Here is a 23,281-nt window from a genome sequence, read left to right as displayed (position 1 = left end):
CGTGTGAGCCCGGCCGGGCGCCGCGTGGCTGGCCCGGCCGGGCTCAAGTGCGTCAGCCCGAGTACGAGCCGGTCTTGCCTTCGCGATCGAGGAGGTCGCCGACCGGGTGGAACTTCTGGCTCTTCGCGTCCCAGCCGAGCATCTGCCCGGTCTCGAGGGCGTAGGCGTCCTTGGTGCCGTCGGTCTTGGCGGCACCACCGACCGCCGCGAACCACTTCGAGTCCAGGTGCCAGGCGGCGTTCATCAGGTTGACGCGCGTCAGGCCGCCGTCCATCGCGGCCGCGGCCTTCGCCGTGTCGGCGAGGAGCAGCCCGTAGCGGTAGCCGAGCAGGGTGGTGTCGTTCGGCTTGTCGCCGCCGCTGCCGTACTTGTCGACGTCGGCGAGGAACTGCGTGATGTCTGGATCGCTGGTGTCGGTGACCTGCTTGCTGACGTCGACGAAGAGCGCGCCGTCCGCCGCGGCGCCGAGCACCGGGAAGATGTCGGGAGCGCTGCAGGTGTACGCCGTGATGATCTGCCCCTTGAAGCCACCGGCCGCGACCGCGCCCAAGGCCTTGGCGCACGACGAGCCGATCGACATGAGGATGACGACGTCGGGCTTCGCCGCCAGGATGTTGGTCGCCTGGTTCTCGACGGACGCGGCGTCCACGGCCGCCTTCTCCGAGGCGACGATGGTCAGCCCCTTCTCCTTCGCCGCGGCCGTGAAGCCGTCCGCGTAGGCCTGGCCGCTGTCGTTGTCCAGCTGGAGGTAGGCCACCTTGGCGCCTGGCTTGTTCTCGGCGAGGTAGTCGGCCCAGATCTGGGCCTCGGTCGTGTAGGCCATGGGTCCGACCAGGGTCCACGGGTGCTTCGCCGGGTCGCTGAACTGCGGCGCGCCACTGCCGACGAAGAGCTGCGGCGTGCAGGTCTGCTCGTGCAGCGGCTGCACGGCCGCGACGTTCGGGGTGCCGGCCTGACCGAGCGTGGCGAAGACCTTGTCCTTCTGGACAAGCTCGGTGACGGCGGGAAGTGTCTTCGACGGGTCGTAGCCGTCGTCCTTGGGGTCGAGCTGGAGGTCGTGTCCGTCGATGCCGCCCGCAGCGTTCACCTTGGCGAAGGCCACCTTCGCACCCTCGACGAACGGGAGGCCGAGCGCAGCGTACGGGCCGGACAGCGGCCAGGTCGTGCCGATCTTCATGGTCTCGCCCTTGCCGAGCGCCTTGGCCGCGTCGGGAGGGCATGCCTTCGAGCTGACCTTGAAGGCGCCGCCCGCGTCGGTGCCGGCGACACCCGCCGCACCTCCGTCGGACGTGTTCGAGCACGCCGTGACGGTCGCGGCGACCGCGGCAGCGGTGATCAGCGTGCGGAGCCGTCCGTAGCTGTTCATTCGTGTCTTTCCCTTCGATGGGTCCGCCGGCCCGTTGACCACCGGACGGCGGCCTGCGTCGGGACTCGACGCACAGGATGGCGAGAGAAGTGACTGTTGGTTTGGAACCTGGAACGATGCGACCCGAGTCGCGCCCCGAGACCGATCACGAGCCACGACTCCCCCCTTGGGCGTTCGCCGTACGGGAGAGGCATGTCAAACGGCACCAGACGACCGTTGGGTCGCCCGCTGCAATTCATCTATGTGAGTGACGGTTAGGCTACGGAGCCTTTGTGACCCTTGTCAAGCAACTCGTGCGAACCTCCGGGGCCTTCACTGCAGTGCGCGACGCTGTCGACCGTCACGGCTGCGTGTCGGCCGTGGTGACCTGCTGTGCGTTGCCCTCCGCATAGGTGGCACGGAGGTCGCGCTTGAGGATCTTCCCGGTGCCGGAGACCGGCATCGCGGCCACGAACTCCACCGACCGGGGCGACTTGTAACCGGCGATCTGGGCCTTGGCATGCGCCCGGATCTCGTCCGCCGTCGCCGTGTGCCCGGGTCGGAGCACGATGACCGCGTGGACGCGCTCACCCCAGTCGGGGTCGGGCACGCCGATCACCGCGCAGGCCTCCACCGCAGGGTGGGACGCCAGGGCGTTCTCGACCTCGGCGGAGTACACGTTCTCGCCGCCGGTGATGATCATGTCCTTGATCCGGTCGACGATGTAGAGGTAGCCGTCCTCGTCGAGGTAGCCGCCGTCGCCGGTGTGCAGCCAGCCGTCGCGCACCGTGGCGGCCGTGACCTGGGGCTTGTTCCAGTAGCCGGCCATGACGTGCTCGCCGCGGGTGACGACCTCGCCCACCTCGCCGGCCGGCAGCCGCCGGCCGTCATGGTCGACGATCGCGATCTCGACCAGTGGTGTGGGGCGCCCGACGGATCGCAGCTGTGGCCCGCCGGCGCGGTGCTCGGGCCCGCTGAGCGACGTCAGCACACCGGTCTCGGTCATGCCGTAGACATGCACGAAGTCAGTGCTCGGGAAGTGCGCCAGCGCAGCCTCGAGCTGGCTCTGCGGTGTGCCGGCGGCGCCGTAGCCGATGATCTTCAGGCTGCTCACGTCGTAGGAGTCGAAGTCCGGGTGCTCGAAGAGTCGCTGCACCATCGCCGGGACGAGTGCGCAGCTCGTGACGCCGTACCGCTGGATGGTGCCCAGGACTCCCTCGGGGGTGAACGCAGGGACGAAGACCAGCGAGCCGCCGAGCAGGGTCTGCGCATACCAGCTGAGCAGGGCGCCGATGTGGAACAGCGGCGCCGTGAGCATCGTGACGCCGCCGGCGACCGTCGACGACCCTACGAGCTGGTGGCTCAGCAGGGAGGTCGCGAAGGAGCGGTGGGTGACCATGACGCCCTTCGGCATGCCGGTCGTGCCGCCGGTGTAGAGCAGCATCGCGAGGTCGTCGCCGCCGCGCCGGGCGTCCTCCACCGGCTCGCCGTCGGCCACGAGGTCCTCGTAGGCGACCAGGCCGTCCGGCGTCTCGCCCGACCCGCAGTGGACGAGCAGCCGCAGCCCGGGGACACGGCGGCGCAGCTCGGGCACCATGCCGACGAACCCGTCGTCGAGGAAGACCACCTCACTGCCCGAGTCCGCCAGCGCATAGGCGATCTCGCCGGCCGACCATCGAGTGTTGACGGGGTTGGCGACCGCACCGGCCCACCAGCTCGCGAGGAAGACCTCGTGATGACGGTCGGAGTTGAGCGCGACGATGGCGACCCGGTCACCCGCACCCACACCGGCGCCTCGCAGGGCGCCCGCGAGCCGCGCGACCCGCTCCCCCACCTCACGGGTGGTCCGGATGCGGTCGTGGTCGATCGTCATCACACGCTCGGGGCGCTGCTCGAGCGCCCGGTGCAGTGCGTGGGTCAGGTTCACGACGTCCTCCTGTGTGGTCCTGCTAGGCAACCTGCCCGATCACCGGGCGGCCGTACATCCCCTTCCGCCGGCCCGGCTCGACCGCGGGCCGCTCACGGTGCCTGCGCGGCCCCGCTCGGAGTCTCCTCGAGCAGGATGGCGAGCGCCGGGCAGAGCAGCGCCGCCTCGCGCACCTGAGGATCGAGATCCGTCGGGGGCTCCTCCTGCAGCAGGATGACGATGCCGTCGTCGTCGCGCTGGTCGAAGACCTCGGGGGCGGCGAGGACGCACTGACCGCCGCCGACGCACTTGTCCTCGTCGATGTGGACCTTCATCGCTGCCCCCTCACCACGTCACGAGCAGCTGGTGTGCGCCGTAGATCGACATGTCCGTCTTGTAGGGCACCTCCGCGAGCGGCTGCGCAAGTGCGAGTGTCGGGATGCGGCGGAACAGGGTGGAGAAGACGACCTGGAGCTCGACCCTCGCCAGCTGCTGCCCCAGGCACTGGTGGATGCCGAAGCCGAAAGCCACGTGGTGGCGGGCGGGTCGGGTGATGTCGAGGGAGTCGGGGTCGAGGTGGTCCTCGTCAGCGAAGGCCGCGGCGTCACGGTTGGCCGAGTCGATCGACAGCACGAGCCCGTCACCGCGACGGATCTGGGTGCCCGCGACCTCGAAGTCGTCGATGGCCACCCGTCGCAGACCGCTGTGCACGATCGTCAGGTAGCGCAGCAGCTCCTCGACCGCACCAGCGGCGACCTGCGGGTCGTCACTCTCGCGAAGGAGGGCAGCCTGTTCGGGGTTGCTCAGCAGCGTCGCGGTGCCGAGGGCGATCATGTTCGCCGACGTCTCGTGGCCGGCGGTGAGGAGGACCAGGCCCATCCGGGCGAGCGCCTCGCGGGTCATGAGGCCAGGGACCAACTGCTCGGTCGCCAACCTGCTCAGCAGGTCGTCGGTGGGGTTGACGCTCTTCTCGTCGAGAAGGCGTCCCATCATGTCGAGCAGCTCACTCGCGGCCGCCGTGGTGTCAGCGGGGGTCGAGGAGGCCGCCACGAAGATCTTGGTGAGCTCCTGCACCCGGTCGTGCTCGGAGTAGGGGGCCCCGAGCAGGTCGCAGATCATCACAGTCGGCACCGGGAGCGCCAGCTTCTCGACGAGGTCGACCGGCTTCTCGCCGGTCAGGATGCCGTCGATCGCGTCGTCGGTGACCTTCTGGACCACGTCTCGCAGCGACTGCATCCGCTTGGCCGTGAACTCACGCGTCAGCACGCGCCGAGGCTCGTCGTGCGCGGGGCCGTCGGAGGTGTGGAAGGTCTTGGCACGCGAGCGTCGCGCCTGGATGGCCGCGGAGGTGTGCGGGTAGGCCTCGTTGTCGGTGTCGGCGCTCACCGCCGGATGGTTGAGCACCGCCCGGACGTCGGCGTGGCGGGTCACCAGCCACGGCTCGCTACCGTCCCAGATCCTCACCCGCGTGAGCCCTTCGTCGGCGCGGATCGCCGCCAGCTCTGCGGGCGGGTCGAACGGGCACCGGGCCACGTCGCGCGGCAGTGGGTAGTCGAGGGTTTCGGGGGTGTGCATGACCCTCCCAAGGTGAACGCGGGGCTTGCCCACTGGATGGCTCTTCTCCCAAATAGTAATTCACTTCACAGCGTTGGTGTCAAGAAGAGCGGACTGAAGATCTGCCTCTTTCAGCGCACACGTGAGGAATCGGTACGCCGTCATCCTCTCCCTCTGATCCTGTCTTCATCGAACCTTTGCTCACATCACGTATCCCGCGGCCGAGCGGGCCTTCTACGGTGCTCCCATGGACCTGCGCCAGCTGGAGTACTTCCTCGCCGTGGTCGAGCACGGCGGGGTGAACCGGGCCGCCGAGGCGCTGCACGTCGCGCAGCCGTCGCTCTCGCAGTCGGTGCGGCGTCTCGAGCGCGAGCTGGGCAACCCGCTCTTCCACCGGGTCGGTCGCGGGCTCGTCCTCGCGCCGGCGGGCGAGGCCCTGGTCGGTCCCGCGCGGCTGACGCTGCGCGCAGCGGCGGCGGCCCGGGAGGCCGTGGAGACCGTGGGCGCCGGGCGAGGTGGCGCCATCGACCTGGCTGCGCTCGCCGACGTGTCGACCGATCCGCTGTCGATCTGGGTCGCCCGTTTCCGCGCACGGAACCCCGGAGTGCGGTTCCGGATCGAGGAGCGCGACGATGCCTCGGACGTCGCGGAGCTGGTGCGCAGCGGCGCCTGCGAGCTCGGCATCCTCGCGGCGCCGTTGCCCGCGGACCTCGCCGGTGAGCCGCTGGTCGACCAGACGTTCGTGCTCGTAACACCGCCCGGCACCGAGGACCACTGGCCCGACCCCACGTCTGCCTCGGCGCTGCAGGACGCGCCACTGGTGATGAGTGGCCGGGGCACCTCGACCCGGGACTGGATCGAGCAGTCGCTGCGTGCCGAAGGCGTCGAGCCCCGTGTGGTCGTCGAGGTGCCCCAGCGCGGCGCCGTGATCCCGATGGTCCTCGCCGGCGCCGGGGCGGCGATCGTCTCGCTGCGCGCCGCGATCGACGCGCGGCAGCGCGGTGGCGTCGTACGCGAGCTCACGCCCGGCCTCTCCCGCAGCATCGGCGTCGTCCACCGTCAGGCCCCACTGACGACGGCCACGCAGGACTTCCTCGCCCACGTGCACCGTTCGGTGGACGCCTGGCGCGCCGGCGTCGCGGTGCAACGGGCCAAGGGCCTCACCACGGTGGAGGCGGCAGGGCGGGTGACCGCCGAGGCCGACCGCCGACTGCGGGCGCTCAACCGCGCCGATCCTCAGGTCCGTCCCACGCATCCATAGGCGATCCCACTCATTCCAGGTGTCTCTTGGTCTTGGACCGAGTCGGTCGTCGCGGCCTTCAATGGACGAGCCGATCCGTCCGGGGGAAGGAGACTCATGGCCGGCACCGTCCGACTGCACGCCGACGGGGACGTCGCACACCTGGTGCTCAGCAACCCCGGGCGTCGCAACGCCGTGTCGTGGTCGATGCTGACCGACCTGGCCGACGTCGTCGTCGGCCTGCACCAGGACCCGCGGGTCTCCGTGGTCGTCCTCGCGGGCGATGGTCGGGACTTCTGCGTGGGCGCCGATCTCGCCGCCGGTCCCGAGCAGCGCACGCTGCGTCGCGACTCGGTGGCCGCCGACACGGCGCGGCTGAGCGCGGTCACGGCCACCGTCACGGCCCTGCACCGGCTGCCCCAGGTGACGATCGCCGCCGTCGACGGCGGGTGTGCCGGCGCCGGCCTGTCGCTCGCACTTGCCGCCGACCTTCGGATCGCATCAGCCAGCGCGGTGTTCAACACGGCGTTCGTCAGCGCCGGACTGTCCGGGGACCTCGGCTCGGCCTGGCACCTGGTCCGGGCGGTCGGTCCCGCACGCGCCCGGGAGGTGATGCTCGACCCGGGCAGGATCGACGCCGAGCGCGCACGGTCGCTCGACCTGGTGACGCGGGTCGTGCCCGCCGACGAGCTCCCCGACGCCGCAGCCGCCTGGGCCCGGCGCCTCGCGTCACACGCTCCCCTGGCGCTGCGCGGCGCCAAGCAGAACCTGCTCGCAGCCGTCGAGGACGACCTCGACGCCTACCTGCCCGGCGAGATCGACCGGATGGTCGCCTCTTTCCACAGCGCCGACGCGCAGGAGGCTGCTGCCGCTTTCCTCGAGCGCCGGAAGCCGGTCTTCGTCGGCCGCTGACGCCCGACCATCCCCCATCCCTGAGGAGACCCATGCACCGCGACCTTTTCACCGACGAGCACGACGACTTCCGTCACGCGGTCCGCCGCTTCGTCGAGAAGGAGGTCACCCCGCACATGGCTGCCTGGGAGGCAGCGGGGATCGTGCCCAAGGACCTCTTCGCCAAGACCGCCGAGCTCGGCATCAACGGACTGCAGATCCCCGAGGAGTACGGCGGCGCGGGTCTCGGCACCTTCCTCTTCAACGCCATCGTGGTCGAGGAGGTCTGCGCGGCCGCCGGCAACCTCGGCGGCCTCCAGGTCCACCTCAACACGGTCCTGCCGTACTTCCTGGAATACGCCGACGCCGAGCAGCGCGAGCGCTGGTTCCCCGGCCTGGCCGACGGTTCGCTGATCACCTCCATCGCGATGACCGAGCCCGGCACCGGGTCGGACCTCGCCGGCATGGCCACGACCGCGGTCCGCGACGGCGACCACTGGGTCCTCAACGGTGCGAAGACCTTCATCACCGGTGGCATCAACGCCGACCTCGTCATCGTCGTCGCCCGCACGGCCAGGGCTGACGGCGACCGACGTGCAGGCCTCTCCCTGCTGGTGGTCGAGGACGGCATGCCGGGCTTCTCGCGAGGGCGCAACCTCGACAAGATCGGCCTCAAGAGCCAGGACACCGCCGAGCTGTTCTTCGACGACGTACGCGTCCCGGCCGCCAACCTCCTGGGTGAGGAGGGCGACGGCTTCGCGATGCTGATGCACAACCTTCCCCAGGAGCGGCTGACCATCGCGGTCAACGCGCAGGCCACGGCGCGGGCCGCGGTGCGCTTCGCGACCGACTACGTCCAGCAGCGGCACGTCTTCGGGAAGCCGGTGGCGGCCTTCCAGAACACCAAGTTCACCCTCGCCGAGTGCCACACGCAGGTGGAGGCGGGCCAGGCTCTCGTCGACCGCGCGCTGCGAGCTCTCGACGCGGGCACCCTGACGGCTGCGGACGCCGCACTGGTCAAGCTGTTCTGCACCGAGATGCAGGCTCGGGTGATCGACCAGTGCCTCCAGCTGCACGGTGGATACGGCTACATGCGCGAGTATCCGATCGCCCGCCTCTACGCCGACGCTCGCGTCACCCGGATCTACGGAGGCACCAGCGAGGTCATGAAGAGCGTCATCTCCAAGTCGATGGGTCTGTGATGCTCGCGGAGGACGTCCGGGCGCTCACCTTCGAGGACTACGTCGCCACCATCCGAGCGTTCACCGACGAGGAGCTCATCCCCGCCGAGCCGGAGATGGTCCGGCTCGGCGAGGTGCCACCCCGGCTCGTCGATCGGATGGCCGGGCTCGGACTGTTCGCGATCACCCTCGGCCCCGAGCACGGCGGCCTCGGCTGGAGCGTCGAGCAGCAGGTCCTGCTGACCATGGAGTTCACCCGCGCGAGCGTGGTCTACCGCTCCCGTTTCTCGACGACGATCGGCCTGGTCTCCCAGGCGGTCGCGGCGCATGGGACCGAGGATCAGAGGGCACGGCTGCTGCCCGAGTTCGCCGCCGGCCGCACGGTCGCGGCGTTCGCCCTCACGGAGGAGTCCGCCGGCACCGACGCGACGGCGGTCCGCACGACCGCGGTGGCCGACGGCGACGGCTTCGTGCTCAACGGCAGCAAGCGCTACATCACCAACGGCCACTGGGCCGACGTCCTGCTGGTCTTCGCCCGTCACGAGGAGTCGTCGGCGCTGTCGGCCTTCCTGGTCGACCGGACCGCGGCCGGGGTGACCACTCGCGTCCCCGAGCAGATGAACGGCCACGCCGAGGGTCCGGTCGCCGAGATCGACCTCGTCGACGTGCGCGTCGGCCGTGCCGATCTGCTCGGCGGCGTCGAGGGCCAGGGGCTGCGACAGGCGATGCGCGGCATCAACCACGCGCGGATCCATGTCGCCGCCACGGCCGTCGGCCAGGCCACGCGCCTGCTCCAGGAAGCGACCGAGCACGCGGCCTCCCGGCACCAGTTCGGCCAGCCCCTCCTGGAGCTGGGCGCGCTGCAGTCGATGCTCGGGCGCAGCTATGCCGAGCTCGAGGCGGGCCGGGCGCTCGTCGTCGACTGTGCCCGCGAGTTCGACCGCGTCGGCCCGCCGCGCGAGCGGATCTCCGCGGCCAAGCTCTACTGCACCGAGATGGCCTCCGCGGTCGCCGACCGCGCCGTCCAGGTGCTCGGCGGGGCCGGCATCGTCGGCCCGCACGCGGTGCCGCGGATGTGGCGGGACGTCCGTGCACTGCGGATCTACGAGGGCGCCTCGCAGCTGCACGAGCGCAACCTCGCACGCGCACTCCCGACGCTCCTCAGCACCTCTGACGAAAGGAACCCCCATGCGTGACGCGGTGATCGTCCAGGCCGTCCGCACCCCCGTCGGCCGCCGCAACGGCGGCCTCGCCGGCATCCACCCCGTCGACCTGTCGGCGCACGTCCTCGGCGCGCTCGCCGAGCGGGCGGCGATCGACCCGGCCCTCGTCGACGACGTCATCTGGGGCGTCGTCGGTCAGGTCGGCGAGCAGGCGGCCAACGTCGCTCGCAGCGCGGTCCTCGCTGCCGGATGGCCGGAGCAGGTGCCGGGCACCACCGTCGACCGCCAGTGCGGCTCGAGCCAGCAGGCGATCCACTTCGCCGCCGCCGCCGTCGCCTCGGGACAGGCCGACCTCGTCGTCGCCGGCGGCGCCGAGTCGATGTCGCGGGTCCCGATGGGCTCGGCGCGCCGTAGCGGACCCGGCCTCCCCTTCGGGCCGCTGATGGAGAAGAGGTACGGCGGCCACGAGTTCAACCAGGGTCTCGGCGCCGAGCTCCTCGCCGCCCGCTACGACCTCGCCCGGACCTGGCTCGACGAGTACAGCCTCAGCTCACAGCAGCGGGCCGCACGGGCGCGCCTGGGCGGGGCCTTCGACGCCGAGATCGCGCCGGTGACGACGGAGGCCGGGGTGGTCGCCCAGGACGAGGGCATCCGTGAGTCCACGCTTGAGGGCCTGGCCGGGCTACGGGCCGCGTTCAAGGAGGACGGCGTGGTGACCGCCGGCAACTCGTCGCAGATCTCCGATGGCGCCGCGGCCGTCCTCGTGACGACGTCGGAGCGTGCCCGGGAGCTCGGTCTGACCCCCTGGGCGCGGGTACACACGGCGGTCGCGATCGGCGACGACCCGATCGCGATGCTCGGCGCCCCCGCTCCGGCCACACGCCGCGCGCTCGACCGCGCCGGCCTGGGCCTCGATGACATCGACACCTTCGAGGTCAACGAGGCGTTCGCCAGCGTCGTGGGCGCGTGGCTCGCCGAGACCGGCGTCTCCCCCGAGAAGGTCAACCCGCTCGGGGGCGCGATCGCGCTCGGACATCCGCTCGGTGGGTCGGGAGCACGGATCGCGACCACGCTGCTGCACCACCTGCACGCCCGGGGGCAGCGCTACGGGTTGCAGGTGATGTGCGAGGCCGGTGGGATGGCGAACGCGACGATCTTCGAGAACCTCCGCCGGTGAGCGCGGCCCCCGCCGGCCTCGCCGCCGAGGAGGAGCCGGACTACCGGTTCACCCTCGCCAACGAGCGCACCTTCCTGGCCTGGATCCGCACAGCCCTGGCCCTGGTCGCCGGCGGTGTCGCCGTCGGCCAGGTCTCGGCGACCGGCGACACCGGCCGCGTCCTGGTGGTTCTCCTGGCGATCACCTGCCTGGTCACCGCCCTCGTCCTCGCGTTCGGTGCACCGGCTCACTGGCGGCGCAGCCAGGCCGCGATCCGGCGCGGCCTTCCCCTGCCCGGGACCCGGCTGATCGCGGTTCTCGTGCTGGCGGTCGTCGTGCTGGCAGCCGCCGGCACCGCGCTCCTCCTGGTGACGTGAAGGCACCGACGGGCGACGGCCTCCAGGCGAGCCGGACCGAGCTGTCGTGGCGCCGTACGGTCGCCTCGGTCGGGGCCACGGCCGCCCTGGTCGCGCATCACGCGATGGTCCGCGAGCGCGCCTGGTCGTCCGTCCTCCTGCTCCTCGGCGCAGCTGTCGCCGCGTCGGGTGTGGTGATCGGTGCCCATGTCCGGCGCCGTCAGGAGCACACGTCCTCACGGCTGGTCCGACTCACCTCGGCTGCCGTGGGGCTGCTCGCGGTCCTCGCGCTCGTCGCGCTCTGCGCGGGCCTGTGACCTCCGGTCAGCGGGCCGTCACGGGTGGGCCAGCGGGACGCGTCGTGCCCGCCCAGATGTCCTCGCGGCACATCAGCGTCTCGCCACCGCCGTCGACGATCAGCGTCTGCCCGGTGATCCGGGTGTTGGCGGGGCTGAGGAAGAAGTCGATCACCGGTGCGACGTCCTCAGGCTCCGCACGTCCGCCCAGAGGCATCGGCCGGGCCGCCATCACCCGGGCGACCTCCTCGGTCGTCCGCGCCCGTGCGGTCATGGGCGTGTTCACCCACCCCGGGGCGACGGCGTTGAGAGGGATCCCGGCGCCGGCCCACGCCGCGGTCGGCGCCATCCGGCGCAGCCACCGGCCCGCCGCCCGCTTGCTGCTGGCGTAGGCCAGGTGCTCGTCGTCCCCCGGGAGGGCGTCGACCAGCCGGACGGCCCGCTCCTCATCTCCGGCCAGGCAGGCCTCGACCACCCCGTCGTCGACCGGCAGGAGGACGGCGCGCGAGGTCACGAGCACCGCGCGCGGCGCCTCGGCGCGCAGCAGGGGCCGCAGACCCTCGAGGGTGGCGACGGCTCCGAAGATGTTGACCCTCACGGTCGCGCTGTCGCGGCGGTGGACGCCCGCGTTGGCCACGATGCCGTCGATCCCGTCCGGGGCGAGACGGCGAACGGCCTCGACGAGACCGGTGCGGCCACTCTCCTCCCCCAGGTCGACCGCCACGTCGACGCCGGCCAGGTCGACACCGATCACGCGGTGCCCCTGGGAGCGGAGGTGGTCGCAGGTGGCGGCGCCGATGCCGCGCGCGGCTCCGGTGACGACGAGTGTCCGGCTGCTCGAGACTGGGCCACCCATCGGTCAGCTGTAGAGCGCGGCGATCTCGGCGGCGTACTTCTCGTGCACCAGCTTGCGCCTGACCTTCGTCGTCGCCGTGAGCTCGTCGCTGTTCGCGTCCCAGTAGGTCGGCAGCACGACGTGGGCGCGCACCTGCTCGACGCGGGAGAGCCGCTCGTTGCCGCGCTCGATGCCCTCGGCCACGGCACTCAGCACGCGAGGGTCGCGGGTGAGCGCCTCGGGGCGAAGGTCCGTGATGTCGTGGTCCGCCGCGAAGGCGGCCGCCTGCTCCCGGTCCAGCACGACGAGCGCTGCGACATGGGGCCGCCCCTCGCCAACGGCGACGACCGATCCTGCCAGCGGGCAGGCCAGCCGGATCGCGTTCTCGATGTTGGCCGGAGCGAGGTTCTTGCCCGACGAGTTGATGATCATGTCCTTCTTGCGGTCGACGATCCGGACGTAGCCGTCCTCGTCGACCGTCGCGATGTCGCCGGTGTGCAGCCAGCCCTCGGCGTCGACCGCCTCCGCGGTCTTCTCGGGGTCGTTGCGATATCCCCGCATGATGCCGGGGCTGCGCAGGAGGAGCTCGCCGTCGTCGGCGAGGCGCACCTCCACCCCGTTGCGCGGCTGTCCGACGGTGCCCGTCCGGATGCGGTCCGGGTGGTTGGCGATGCCGGAGGCGGCGCTCTCGGTGAGCCCGTAGACCTCGCAGACGCGCACGCCCAGCGCCAGGAAGAACTCCAGCGTCTCCGGAGCGATCGGCGCGCCGCCCGAGGTCGCGTAGTAGAGCGCGTCCACCCCGAAACGCTCCCGCCAGGGGCGGAGGACGGCCGCGTCCGCCGCGGCGTACTCGGTGGCGAGCCCCTCGGGAACCGGGTCACCGGCGAGCTCGAGCTTCACCTTCTCGCGGCCGACCGAGAGCGCCTGCTCGACCGGGGCCCGCTCCGCGGGCGCCTCGGCGGCGATCGCGTTCTCGATCATCGCCTTCAGCTTGTACCAGATCATCGGGACGCCCATGAAGGTCGACGGGTGGATCTCCATGAACGCCGGCAGCACCGACCTGCCGTCGGCCACGTCGGTCACCGTCGCCCCGGTCACCATCGGCACGTAGTGCGCGGCGAACCGGTTCGCGAGGTTGGCGTCGGGCAGGTAGGACAGCACTCGCTCCTCCGCCTCCGGGGTCGTGAACTCGGACTGCTGCGCTGCGCGGGTGGAGGCGGAGTAGAGCAGGTTGCCGTGTGCGATCTCGACACCCTTGGGATCACCGGTCGTGCCCGAGGTGTAGATCAGCGCGACGAGGTCGTCGCGGCCGACCGCCTGCCAGGACGCGTCGAAGTCGAAGTCGGGGTCGCCCATGGCGACGAGCGCCTCGAGGGAGACCTGGTCCTCGGCGGCGTCGTCGATGCAGACCACCTGCGTGTCGGGATGCTGCAGGGCCGCGGTCCGGATGACCTCGCTGAACCGTGGCTCACACACGGCCACCCGGCTCCCGGCGCTGCCGAAGAGCGAGGCGACCTGGTCGGCGGTGAACGTGTTGTAGATCGAGTACGACGTGGCACCCAGGTGCATCACCGCCGCATCGACGAGGTGGAACTCGGGCCTGTTGGTCAGCATGATCGCGACGGTGTCGCCGCGACGGACCCCGAGCCCGGCGAGACCGGCGGCGATGCGGCGGACCTGGTCGCCGTACTCGCGCCAGGTGAAGGACCGGCCGTCCTCCCATGCCTTCAGCGCGACCTGGTCAGGGCGCGCCGCCACGGTGGACTGGAAAACGTGGCACAGGCTCTGCGCGGCCGCGACCTGCTGGGTCGTCATCTGGAGGGGCACGGTTGCCTTCCTGGGTCGTCTGGGGTGAGAGGTCGTCAGCGAGCGTCCGGCGGCCACAGCTGCAGCACCTGGCCCGACATGTGCGTGGTGGCGGAGGAGACAAGGAAGCGCACGGACTCGGCGACCTCCTCGGGCGTGCCGAGCTTGCCCTCGAACGCGCGCGCACGCTCGGGCTGCGCGCTCAGCCTCTCCTTGAGCCGACCGGTCGAGACCAAGCCCGGCGCGATGCAGTTCACCCGGATCCCCTCCGGTGCGAGCTCGTTCGCGAGGTAGCGCGTGTAGTGCATGACCGCAGCCTTGGTGATGGCGTAGTGGGCGTAGCTCCCCTGCGGGCTCGGGACGACGCCCGTCAGCGAGCCCATGGTCACGATCGCCGGGTTCGTCGCCAGCCGCAGCGCGGGGAGCGCGGCCTGCACGGTCACGATCGTGCCGTGCAGGTTGCGTTGCAGGACGTCGTCGAGTGCGATCAGGTCGATGGTGGCCGCCGTGTTCTCGGCTAGCGCACCGCTCCCACCACCCGCGTTACAGACCAGCGCGTCGAGGTGTGACCACTCATCGACGATGCGCGCGACGAGCGCGTCCATGGCGTCGACGTCGGTGGTGCTGGCTTCGACCGCCAGCGTCGGCACCCCGATCGCGCGCAGCTCCTCGACGATCGGAACCTCGGCCTCGCCGTACTCCCGGTATCCGTCGAAGTCCGTGTCGACGACAGCGACGGCGTAGCCCGCGCGGGCGAGGCGCAGCGCGATCTGCCGGCCGATGCCGCGAGCGGCTCCGGTGACGAGGGCAGTGGCAGACAAGGATCCTCCTAGGGTCGAACGGTCATTAACTTATAGGCGGGCATGAGATGCATGTCAAGTGAACCCACGGTGATCACGATGTGATTGGGTGTTTGAGTCGCAATCTTGACATCAGACAGAATAAGTGAACACTTCATTGAGAGAAGTTGCCGCGATTCGTCATGGCGCCATCCTCCGCGAAGACGCTTCCGCGAAGATCGCTGTTGACTCCCGACATCCTCACCGTAAGACACCTGATCGGAAGGACCGACCTGATGAAGATCCACATCGACGAGGACAAGTGCGTCGGCGGCGGGCAGTGCGTCCTCGCCGCCCCGGAGGTCTTCGACCAGCGCGACGACGACGGCATCGTCATCCTGTTGCAGGACTCGCCGCCGAGCGACCTCGACGCCCAGGTCCACGAGGCCGCGCTGCTCTGCCCGGCGCTGGCGATCGCGGTCGAGGGATGACGCTCGATCAGGTCGTCGTGGTCGGCGTCTCCGCGGCCGGCCTGACCGCCGCCGAGACCTTGCGACGGGAGGGGCACGGCGGCCGGCTGGTGCTGGTCGACGGCGACCCGCGGCCGCCCTACGACCGACCACCGCTGTCGAAGCAGCTGCTCCGCGGCGACTGGGCCGAGGACAAGCTCGCGCTCCGGCCCTCCTCCGCGCTCGAGGCGCTCGACGCCGAGTGGCGGCTCGGGGTGCCTGCCGACCACCTCGACCTCGGCGCCCGGCACGTCCGGCTGGCGGACGGCGCCGAGGTCGCCTTCGACGGTCTGGTCATCGCCACCGGCGTGCGCGCGCGCAGGCTGCCGTTCGTCTCAGGCAGCCCCGGCGCCCACGTGCTGCGGACCGTCGAGGACGCCCTGGCATTGCGTCGGGAGCTGGTGCCAGGGGCGGCGGTCGTCGTCGTGGGTGCGGGCTTCCTCGGCACCGAGGCGGCTGCGGTGGCGGCGCAGATCGGCTGCCACGTCACGGTCATCGATCCTCTGGACCTGCCGCTGCAACGCCAGCTCGGGCGGCGGATCGGAGGCCGGGTCGCGCAGCTGCACCGCGACCACGGCGTCACGCTGCTGTGCGGCCGTGGCGTCGCCGACGTGCGCGAGAAGGACGGCCGGACCGTCGGCGTCGTCCTCGACGACGGTGCCGAGATCGTGGCCGACGTCCTCCTCGTCGCGATCGGTGCAGAGCCGGTCACCGACTGGCTGCGCGGGAGCGGCCTCCTCCTCGACGACGGTGTCCAGTGCGATGAGTTCTGCCAGGCGGCACCGGGAGTCGTCGCGGCCGGCGACGTCGCCTCGTGGCTCCACCCCGCTCTCGGCCGCCTTAGGCTCGAGCACCGGATGAACGCCACCGAGCAGGGCATGGCGGCTGCGAAGACGCTGCTCGGCCAGCGCACGCCCTTCGCCCCCGTGCCGTACTTCTGGAGCGACCAGTACGACGTGCGGATCCAGGTCTACGGCAGGCCGACCGCCGACGACTTCGCCGCGGTCGAGGGATCCCTCGACGAGGGGCCGTTCGCTGCGGTCCAGCACGACGCCGACGGACGGGTCACGGCCGTCGCCGGCTGGAACATGCCGCGCCAGCTCCGCGCGCTGCGGCAGGCGCTCGTCGACCAGCAGCCGGTCTCCTGCTGAGAGGCACGGCTCAGGCGTCCGCGGGCGGCTGAGCCGCCAGCAGGAGGTCGGCGACGCAACGCGGGATCGGCCACGTCTCGCCGGCCGTCCTGTCGGCCAGCACCATGACGGTCTCGGCGATGACGGCCGGCTCGGCCGTGGCGGAGGTCCGGATGCCACTGCGAAGCCGGAAGGACGTCCGCCCGACGGCTGTGACCTGCATCGTGACGACGAACGGGGCGGCCTGGAACCACAGCTCGCCGCAATACTCGATCTCCTGACGGCGGACGAGGTGTCGGACGTGGGTCGGCACGTGGTCGAGGATCCCGCGCGCTGCACCAGGGGTCGCCGGTCGGCCCAGGAAGGTCCGCCGGGCCTCCTCGATGATCCTCAACGAGGCCACGTTGTTGACGTGGCCCGCCGGTCCGAGGTCGTCGTACCGGACCGAGACGGGGAAGGACCGCTCCGGGCCGGGCTCAGCCGATGACACCACTGGCTCGCAGCTCGTCGACCCGCTCGTGGCTCAGGCCTGCCTGCGCCAGGACCACGTCCGTGTCCGCGCCGAGCAGGGGCGCCGGCTGCGGCCGCGGCGCCGGGGTGGCGGAGAAGCGCGGTCCCGGGGCAGGCTCGATGCGGCCCTCGGGCCCGAGGATGAAGGTCTCCCGCTCCCGGTTGTGCGGATGGTGGGTGGCCTCGACGAGGTCGAGCACGGGCGAGAAGCTGGCACCCCTGCCTGCGAAGACCTGCTCCCAGTCGTCCCGGTCGCGCTGGGCGAAGGCCGCGGCGAGAACCTTGCGCATCCGCGGCCACGCGGAGCGGTCGCCCCGGTCCGCGAAGGTCGGGTCGTCGCCGAGCCCGAGCACGTCGAGCAGCGCGAGGTAGGAGCGACGGTCACCGATGCCGAGGGCGACGTGCCGCCCGTCGGCGCACCGGTAGGCGCCGTAGCAGGGGCTGCCGCCGTCGATCGAGTTCGCCCCTCGCGCGAGGTTCCACCGGCCCGCGTTACGGAAGTCGTGGACCATCGCCATCATGGAGGCGCTCGCGTCAGTCATCGCCGCGTCGACGACCTGACCCCGGCCGGAAGCGCGGGCACCGACGACCGCGCCGAGCACGCCGAGGGCCAGGAACATCCCGCCGCCCATGTCGCCGACCAGGTTGAGAGGCGGCAGCGGCTCCTCGGGCGTGCCGATCGCCTCGAGCACGCCGGTGAGCGCGATGAAGTTGATGTCGTGGCCCGGCTCCTGGGCCAGCGGCCCGTCCTGCCCCCAGCCGGTCATCCGGCCGTAGACGAGGGCGGGGTTGCGGTCGAGCAGGGCATCCGGACCGAGCCCCAGCCGCTCGGCGACGCCGGGCCGGAAGCCCTCGATGACGGCGTCGACGCCGCGAACGAGGTCCCGCACGAGCGCGACGCCGCCGGCGTCCTTGAGGTCCACGGTGATCGAACGCCTGTTGCGGTGCAGCACCGGGAACGGGTTGGCTCGACCAGTGTCCGCTGGCCGGTCGATGCGAATCACCTCGGCACCCATGTCGCCGAGCAACATGCCGGCGTACGGCGCGGGGCCGATGCCGCCCAGCTCGAGGATCCGAACACCGGTGAGAGGACCGCGCGAGGCGGCAGGCGCGTCGTTCATGGACTCAGCCCACGAACTTCGGAGCGCGCTTCTCGACGAACGCCAGCCGCGCCTCCTCGGCGTCGGGCGAGGCCAGGCAGGTCGCGAACTGCTCCGCCTCCAAGGGCAGGTAGTCGCCGAGCGACATCGTCGCGGCGGACCTGAGGTTGCGTCGTACAGCGCTCAGTCCACGCGGCGACTTGCTCGCGATCTGGGCCGCGACCTCACGCACGCGCCCCGATAGCTCCTCGGGGGCCACGACCTCGTTGACCAGCCCCCACCGGACCAGCTCCTCGCCGCGGACCTTGGGCGAGAGCAGCAGCAGCTCGGCCGCCTTGGCCGACCCGAGCAGCCGCGTCAGCTGCCAGGGACCGCCGAGGTCGCCGCCGAACGCGACGTTGACGAAGGCCGTGCTCATCACCGTCGTGGTGGCGGCGTAGCGCAGGTCGGCGTTGAGCGCGAGCGACATGCCGGCGCCGGCACAGCCGCCCTTGACCTCGGCGATCACGGGGGTGTTCATGTCGTGCAGCTGCGTGATCATCCGGGTGTAGCGCATCAGGCTCGGCCGACCCTTGAGGTGGTCGCCGGGCGGGTACGGCGCCGGGTCGGTGTCGGAGTTGTCGCGACCGACGCAGAAGTTGTCCCCGGTGCTGGTGAGGACCACGACACGCACGGACGGGTCCATCTCCGATCGCTCGAGCGCATCGAGGATCCCGTCGGCCATCTCGATGGTGAAGGAGTTGCGCCGTTCGGGCCGGTTCATCGCGATGATCGCGATGCCGTCCTCGACGGTGAAGACGACGGTGTCGGTCATCAGTCTGTCCTCCCGGGCCTAGAGGCCCATGTCCTTGGCGATGATCGTCTTCATGACCTCGCTCGATCCGCCGTAGATGCGGTTGACCCGCACGTCGGTGAACAGGCGCGCGATGGCGTACTCCCGCATGTAGCCGTAGCCACCGTGCAGCTGGAGGCACTTGTCGGCGACGCGGCCGACCATCTCGGTGGTCTGGAGCTTGATCCGCGCAGCATCCGCCGGGGTGAGCGCGTGCTCGTGCTCGAGCTCGATGCCGCGGTCGACGAGCGCCTGGCTGGTCTCCACCTCGACGTCGCACTCGGCGAGCACGAACTTGGTGTTCTGGAACGCTGCGACCGGCTTGCCGAACACGTGCCGCTCCTGGACGTAGGTGCGGGTCATCTCGACCGCGGCGCGCGCCCGGGAGACGGCGTCCACGCCGACCATGAGGCGCTCGCGGGGCAGGTTGCGGCCGAGGTAGCTGAACGCCATGCCCTCCTCACCGAGGAGGTTCTCCACCGGGACGTGCACGTCGGTGAAGGACAGCTCGTTGGTGTCGCTGGCCTTGAGACCGATCTTGTCGAGGTTGCGGCCGAACTCGAAGCCCGGGCTGTCCGTCGGCACGACGATCAGGCTCAGCCCGGTGCGCCGGTCGGAGTCGGACGGGGGTGCCGTGCGGGCCACGACGACGCACAGCTCGGAGTTGCGTGCACCGGAGATGAACGTCTTCGCGCCGTTGACCACGTAGTGCCGACCGTCGTCGGAGAGCCGTGCCGAGGTGCGGATCCCGGCGAGGTCCGAGCCGGTGCCGGGCTCGGTCATTCCGATGCAGACCAGGATGTCGCCCGAGGCGATGCCGGGCAGCCAGCGCTTCTTCTGCTCGTCGGTAGCCAGCGCCAGCAGATAGGGCAGCACCATGCCGGTGCTCAGGCCGTAGTGGCCCATGTGCACGCCGGCGCGGGCGTTCTCCTCGCTGATGATCGCCTGGTACTTGAAGCTGACCTCACCCGGACCGCCGTACTCCTCGGGGATGCCGAAGCCGGTGATGCCGATGGCGCCGAGCTTGCGGAAGAAGTCCCGCGGCACGATGCCGTCGTGTTCCCAGTCGAGGTAGTGGGGCGCCAGCTCGGCCGCGATGAAGTCGCGGATCATCGAGCGGAACGCCTCGTGGTCGGCGTCGTAGACCTTGCGTTGCATCTGACGTCTCTCCTTGGTCGGCCGGCTCAACGACCGGCGATGGACGCGCGCAGCTCGCGCTTGAGGACCTTGCCGGTGCCGGTCATCGGCATCTCGTCGAGGATCGAGAGGCTGCGCGGGGCCTTGTAGCCCGCGATCCGCTCCTTGACGAAGCTCCGGACGTCGTCGATCGTCACGCTCTGCCCGGGACGCAGCACGACGATCGCGTGCACACGTTCTCCCCACTCGGGGTCGGGGACGCCGATGACGGCGCACGAGGCGACGGCGGGGTGGCCGGCGAGGACGTTCTCGACCTCGGCCGAGTACACGTTCTCCCCACCCGAGATGATCATGTCCTTGAGCCGGTCGGCGATCCACACGTAGCCCTCGTCGTCGAGGTAGCCACCGTCCCCGGTCTGCAGCCAGCCGTTCCGCATCGCATTCGCGGTCTCCTCCGGCTTGTTCCAGTAGCCGGCCATCACGTGGTCGCCCCGGGTGACGATCTGGCCGACGGTCCCGGGAGGGACCGGTCGTCCCTCGGCGTCGACGATCTCGAGCTCGACGACGGAGGAGGCGCGCCCGACCGACCCGAGCTTGCGACGCGCCCGATGGTCGGGACCGTTGAGCACGGTGAGCACGCCGGTCTCGGTCATCCCGTAGACGTGCACGAGCTGGGTGTGCGGCAGCTTCTCCATGACCAGCGCGAGCAGGCTGTCGGGGGTCGCCGAGGCACCGTAGCCGATGAACTCGAGGCTGGTCAGGTCGTAGGAGCCGAAGTCGGGGTGCTCGCAGATCCGCTGGATCATCGTCGGCACCAGCGCGCAGCCGGTGACCCCGTGCTCCTGGATCGTGCGCATGGCGTTCTCCGGAGAGAACGTCGGCACGAAGACGAGCTTCCCGCCGAGCAGCTGCTGGGCGTACCAGCCCAGCAGGGCGCCGATGTGGAAGAGCGGGCCGGTCAGCATCGTGACCCCGTCGGCGCGAACCGCCGCTCCGGACATCTGGTAGCTCAGGAGCGAGGTGAGGAAGGACCGGTGCGTGATCATCACGCCCTTGGCGTTGCCGGTGGTGCCTCCGGTGTAGAGCAGGAAGGCGAGGTCGTCGCCGGAGCGGCGAGCGTCCTCGACGGGCTCCGCCGCGGCGACCAGGTCGTCGTAGACCAGCGTGCCCACCGGCGCCTCACCGCGGCCGACGTACACGACCGCCTCGAGGCAGTCGACCTCGGCTCGCAGGCGGTCGACGATGCCCGCGAACGCCTCGTCGACGAGCACCACCTTGCTGCCCGAGTCGTTGAGCGCATAGACGATCTCCGCGGCCGACCAGCGGGTGTTGAGCGGGTTCGCGACCGCGCCCGCCCACCAGCTGCCGAAGAAGAGCTCGTGGTGCCGATCGGTGTTGAGGGCGACGATCGCGACCCGGTCGCCTTCGTGAACGCCGAGGGTGTGCAGGGCGCCCGCGAGCCGGGCGACCCGCTCCGCCGACTCGGCGGTCGTGAAGGCGCGGTCGCCGTCGACGGTGAGCACCCGGTCGGGCCAGTAGCGGACTCCGCGGTGCAGGGCGTGGGTCAGGTACATGTCTCGCTCTCGCTCAGCTCATGATCTTGGGTCGGTCGGTGTCCAGCGCGCGCGGGAAGGTCTCGTCCTCCATGACCGCGGCCAGCTCGGCCACGGTCCAGCCGTGGTCGGCGTTGACGACGTGGCCGACGGAGAACCCTCGGTAGAGGCCGACGTGGCCGCCGGTGACCGAGAAGACCTGTCCGGTGAAGGGGCAGTCGGCGCTCGCCAGGTAGGCGACCAGCGGAGAGACGTTGCGCGGGTGGAACTTGTCGAAGGCGTCGGCGTCCTCGGGCGCCGCGACGGCCGCAGCCAGACCCGGCGACGAGGTGACCATCGCCGTACGTGCGGCCGGCGAGATCGCGTTGGCGCGGACGCCGTACCTGCCCAGCTCGGCCACAGCGAGTGTGACCTGGGCGGCGAGTCCCGCCTTCGCGGCGGCGTAGTTCCACTGGCCGACGTTGCCGTGCAGGCCGGCGGCCGAGGTGGTGTTGACGATCGAGCGGTCGGCCTGGCGGCCGGCCTTGGCCTCGGCACGCCAGTGCCGTGCCGCTGCGCGAGTGAGCGAGAACGCGCCCTTGAGGTGGACGTCGACGACCAGGTCGAAGTCCTCCTCGGTCATGTTCCAGACCATCGCGTCGCGCACGACGCCGGCGTTGTTCACGATCGCGTGGACGTCGCCGAAGGCGTCGAGAGCGGCCTCGACGAGCCGCTCGCCGGTCGCCATCTCGGCGACGCTGCCGGCGACACCCACCGCCTCACCCCCCGACGCGGTGATCTCCTCGACGACTCCGGTCGGATCGGCCAGGTCGTTGACCACGACCCGCGCGCCCTCCCGTGTCATGAGGAGCGCGTGCTCGCGACCGATCCCGGCGCCCGCGCCGGTGACGATCACGACGCGACCATCGAGCTGTCCCATGCCTTGCCTCACTTCTCGTGGTTGCTGTCAGGGAGGAGCCGGACGACCGACTCCTGGGCCGCACTCGCGACCATCACCCCGTTCGGGTCCCAGAACGTCCCGGTGTTGAAGCCTCGGCCTGCGCCCGTGCTCGACGAGGTCTGGCGCAGATGCAGCCATTCGTCGGCCCGCAGCCGGCGGTGGAACCAGAGCGCATGGTCGATCGAGGCCAGCGCGACGTGGCCGCGCTCCCGGCGCAGGGGATACATGACGTCGTGCTCGATCGCCGAGGACTGCGCGAGCGTGACGTCGGAGAGGTAGGTCAGCGCGCAGGCCTGGACCAGCGGGTCGTCCGGAAGCGGGGTGCGCGACCGCAGCCACACGTCCTGGTGGACGGCACCGTCGGGGTCCGGCGCGGTCGGCCCGGTGGGGAGCGGCGCGATCCGGACCTCGACGGCCTTCACGTACACCGCCTGGGCGTGCGCCTCGGGGTGCAGCGAGCGCCAGACGTCGTACACGTTCGGCACCGTGTCGGGTCCGGGCACCGCGGGGGCGGCCAGCTGGCGCTCCGGACCGGTGCCGGCTCGCACGAAGGAGGCGGTCAGGACGAAGATCTCCGCGCCGTCCTGGACGGCTGCGACGTGCCGCGCGCTGTAGCTGCGCCCGTCCCGGACGGTGGAGACGCGGTACTCGATCGCGCGGTCGGGACGCCCCTCGCGCAGGAAGTAGCCGTGCAGCGAGTGGGCGACGCGGTCGGCGTCCACGGTGGCGCCGGCGGCGGCGAGCGCCTGGGCGGCGACCTGACCGCCCATCACTCGGCCAGGCGCGCCGGCATGACACCAGCCGTGGAAGACCTCGTCACGATGCGGTCGGACGGCGACCAGGTCGGCGAGCGACACGGGTCCGTTCGGCTCCGCAGCGTTCGACTCGGCGCTCTTGACTGGCGAGGTGGGGGCGATGTCCGGGCACACGACGTGGTCCGTCACGGCACACCTCCTTCGGATCGACGGCGAGATTCTGGTCCCGATGACCGCTCAGCCGAACGATAGTTCACTTCAGCGTATGGATGTCAAGGCAGGCTCTCGCATGGTCAGTCACTTGCCT

23 protein-coding genes are annotated in these 23,281 nt (G+C 71.0%); 9 read left to right on the top strand and 14 right to left on the bottom strand.

Features of this window, described 5'->3' with window-relative positions; genetic code table 11:
- Positions 1-52: 52 nt before the first annotated feature.
- The 4 genes from ABD205_RS08995 to ABD205_RS08980 all read right to left on the bottom strand — a co-directional run bounded on the left by ABD205_RS08995 (position 53) and on the right by ABD205_RS08980 (position 4,826).
- The gene (locus tag ABD205_RS08995; RefSeq protein ID WP_344044413.1) at positions 53-1,366 is read right to left on the bottom strand and encodes an ABC transporter substrate-binding protein; all 1,314 of its coding nucleotides are present in this window, start codon (positions 1,364-1,366) and stop codon (positions 53-55) included.
- A gap of 340 nt (positions 1,367-1,706) precedes the next feature.
- Positions 1,707-3,302 (bottom strand): long-chain-fatty-acid--CoA ligase, encoded by a 1,596-nt coding sequence (locus ABD205_RS08990; protein WP_344044412.1) that lies wholly within the window; start codon positions 3,300-3,302, stop codon positions 1,707-1,709.
- Between the two features lie 62 nt (positions 3,303-3,364).
- Positions 3,365-3,586 carry a ferredoxin gene (locus ABD205_RS08985; protein ID WP_344044411.1) on the bottom strand — a complete coding sequence of 74 codons (222 nt, stop codon included), beginning with the start codon at positions 3,584-3,586 and terminating at the stop codon, positions 3,365-3,367.
- 10 nt (positions 3,587-3,596) lie between these two features.
- Complete coding sequence (locus ABD205_RS08980) at positions 3,597-4,826, bottom strand: cytochrome P450 (protein WP_344044410.1); 1,230 nt, start codon at positions 4,824-4,826, stop codon at positions 3,597-3,599.
- A gap of 226 nt (positions 4,827-5,052) precedes the next feature.
- On the opposite strand from ABD205_RS08980, the gene ABD205_RS08975 reads away from it, so the two are divergent.
- The 7 genes from ABD205_RS08975 (at position 5,053) to ABD205_RS08945 (ending at position 11,109) form a co-directional block, all read left to right on the top strand.
- On the top strand, positions 5,053-6,066 hold the full coding sequence (locus ABD205_RS08975; protein WP_344044409.1) for a LysR family transcriptional regulator: 1,014 nt from the start codon (positions 5,053-5,055) through the stop codon (positions 6,064-6,066).
- Positions 6,067-6,162: 96 nt separating this feature from the next.
- Positions 6,163-6,957, top strand: coding sequence for an enoyl-CoA hydratase/isomerase family protein (locus ABD205_RS08970; protein WP_344044408.1), 795 nt, complete (start codon positions 6,163-6,165; stop codon positions 6,955-6,957).
- A 32-nt stretch (positions 6,958-6,989) separates the two neighbouring features.
- The gene (locus ABD205_RS08965) at positions 6,990-8,138 is read left to right on the top strand and encodes an acyl-CoA dehydrogenase family protein (protein WP_344044407.1); all 1,149 of its coding nucleotides are present in this window, start codon (positions 6,990-6,992) and stop codon (positions 8,136-8,138) included.
- Positions 8,138-9,313 (top strand): acyl-CoA dehydrogenase family protein, encoded by a 1,176-nt coding sequence (locus ABD205_RS08960; RefSeq protein WP_344044406.1) that lies wholly within the window; start codon positions 8,138-8,140, stop codon positions 9,311-9,313. The genes ABD205_RS08965 and ABD205_RS08960 overlap by 1 nt, the downstream gene beginning before the upstream one ends.
- Entirely contained in the window at positions 9,306-10,457 is a 1,152-nt protein-coding gene (locus ABD205_RS08955; RefSeq protein WP_344044405.1) for a thiolase family protein, read from the top strand. Before ABD205_RS08960 ends, ABD205_RS08955 begins: the two co-directional genes overlap by 8 nt.
- A complete protein-coding gene (locus tag ABD205_RS08950) occupies positions 10,454-10,813 on the top strand; it encodes a YidH family protein (protein WP_344044404.1) in 360 nt (119 codons plus the stop codon). Before ABD205_RS08955 ends, ABD205_RS08950 begins: the two co-directional genes overlap by 4 nt.
- On the top strand, positions 10,810-11,109 hold the full coding sequence (locus tag ABD205_RS08945) for a DUF202 domain-containing protein (protein ID WP_344044403.1): 300 nt from the start codon (positions 10,810-10,812) through the stop codon (positions 11,107-11,109). Before ABD205_RS08950 ends, ABD205_RS08945 begins: the two co-directional genes overlap by 4 nt.
- 7 nt (positions 11,110-11,116) lie before the next feature.
- On the opposite strand, the gene ABD205_RS08940 is transcribed toward ABD205_RS08945, so the two are convergent.
- From ABD205_RS08940 to ABD205_RS08930, 3 genes are read right to left on the bottom strand one after another with little or no spacing between them, the layout of a single operon-like run.
- Positions 11,117-11,944: an SDR family oxidoreductase gene (locus ABD205_RS08940; RefSeq protein ID WP_344044402.1), complete on the bottom strand. Its 828-nt coding sequence runs from the start codon at positions 11,942-11,944 to the stop codon at positions 11,117-11,119.
- A 3-nt stretch (positions 11,945-11,947) separates the two neighbouring features.
- A complete protein-coding gene (locus ABD205_RS08935; RefSeq protein ID WP_344044401.1) occupies positions 11,948-13,750 on the bottom strand; it encodes an AMP-dependent synthetase/ligase in 1,803 nt (600 codons plus the stop codon).
- 35 nt (positions 13,751-13,785) lie between these two features.
- Positions 13,786-14,550: an SDR family NAD(P)-dependent oxidoreductase gene (locus ABD205_RS08930; RefSeq protein WP_344044400.1), complete on the bottom strand. Its 765-nt coding sequence runs from the start codon at positions 14,548-14,550 to the stop codon at positions 13,786-13,788.
- A gap of 254 nt (positions 14,551-14,804) precedes the next feature.
- On the opposite strand from ABD205_RS08930, the gene ABD205_RS08925 reads away from it, so the two are divergent.
- Together ABD205_RS08925 and ABD205_RS08920 are read left to right on the top strand one after the other, a co-directional pair.
- Positions 14,805-14,999: a ferredoxin gene (locus tag ABD205_RS08925; protein WP_344044399.1), complete on the top strand. Its 195-nt coding sequence runs from the start codon at positions 14,805-14,807 to the stop codon at positions 14,997-14,999.
- Entirely contained in the window at positions 14,996-16,168 is a 1,173-nt protein-coding gene (locus ABD205_RS08920; RefSeq protein ID WP_344044398.1) for an NAD(P)/FAD-dependent oxidoreductase, read from the top strand. Before ABD205_RS08925 ends, ABD205_RS08920 begins: the two co-directional genes overlap by 4 nt.
- 10 nt (positions 16,169-16,178) lie before the next feature.
- On the opposite strand, the gene ABD205_RS08915 is transcribed toward ABD205_RS08920, so the two are convergent.
- Genes ABD205_RS08915 through ABD205_RS08885 form a run of 7 tightly spaced genes read right to left on the bottom strand, consistent with a single transcriptional unit; the run spans position 16,179 to position 23,163 of the window.
- A complete protein-coding gene (locus ABD205_RS08915) occupies positions 16,179-16,637 on the bottom strand; it encodes an acyl-CoA thioesterase (protein WP_344044397.1) in 459 nt (152 codons plus the stop codon).
- Positions 16,624-17,778 carry a CaiB/BaiF CoA transferase family protein gene (locus ABD205_RS08910; protein WP_344044396.1) on the bottom strand — a complete coding sequence of 385 codons (1,155 nt, stop codon included), beginning with the start codon at positions 17,776-17,778 and terminating at the stop codon, positions 16,624-16,626. The genes ABD205_RS08915 and ABD205_RS08910 overlap by 14 nt, the downstream gene beginning before the upstream one ends.
- A 4-nt stretch (positions 17,779-17,782) precedes the next feature.
- Positions 17,783-18,571, bottom strand: a complete 789-nt coding sequence (locus ABD205_RS08905; protein WP_344044395.1) for an enoyl-CoA hydratase/isomerase family protein — start codon at positions 18,569-18,571, stop codon at positions 17,783-17,785.
- Positions 18,572-18,589: 18 nt separating this feature from the next.
- On the bottom strand, positions 18,590-19,747 hold the full coding sequence (locus tag ABD205_RS08900) for an acyl-CoA dehydrogenase family protein (protein WP_344044394.1): 1,158 nt from the start codon (positions 19,745-19,747) through the stop codon (positions 18,590-18,592).
- Positions 19,748-19,773: 26 nt separating this feature from the next.
- Positions 19,774-21,300 (bottom strand): acyl-CoA synthetase, encoded by a 1,527-nt coding sequence (locus ABD205_RS08895; RefSeq protein ID WP_344044393.1) that lies wholly within the window; start codon positions 21,298-21,300, stop codon positions 19,774-19,776.
- Positions 21,301-21,313: 13 nt separating this feature from the next.
- A complete protein-coding gene (locus tag ABD205_RS08890) occupies positions 21,314-22,198 on the bottom strand; it encodes an SDR family NAD(P)-dependent oxidoreductase (protein WP_344044392.1) in 885 nt (294 codons plus the stop codon).
- A gap of 8 nt (positions 22,199-22,206) precedes the next feature.
- Complete coding sequence (locus tag ABD205_RS08885) at positions 22,207-23,163, bottom strand: acyl-CoA thioesterase (protein ID WP_344044391.1); 957 nt, start codon at positions 23,161-23,163, stop codon at positions 22,207-22,209.
- Positions 23,164-23,281: the final 118 nt, after the last annotated feature.

The sequence above is a fragment of the Nocardioides panacihumi genome, assembly GCF_039530925.1.
GTDB lineage: Bacteria > Actinomycetota > Actinomycetes > Propionibacteriales > Nocardioidaceae > Nocardioides > Nocardioides panacihumi.
The sequence above is the reverse complement of the archived record's forward strand: the minus strand, read 5'-3'. Positions and strand labels throughout refer to the sequence as shown.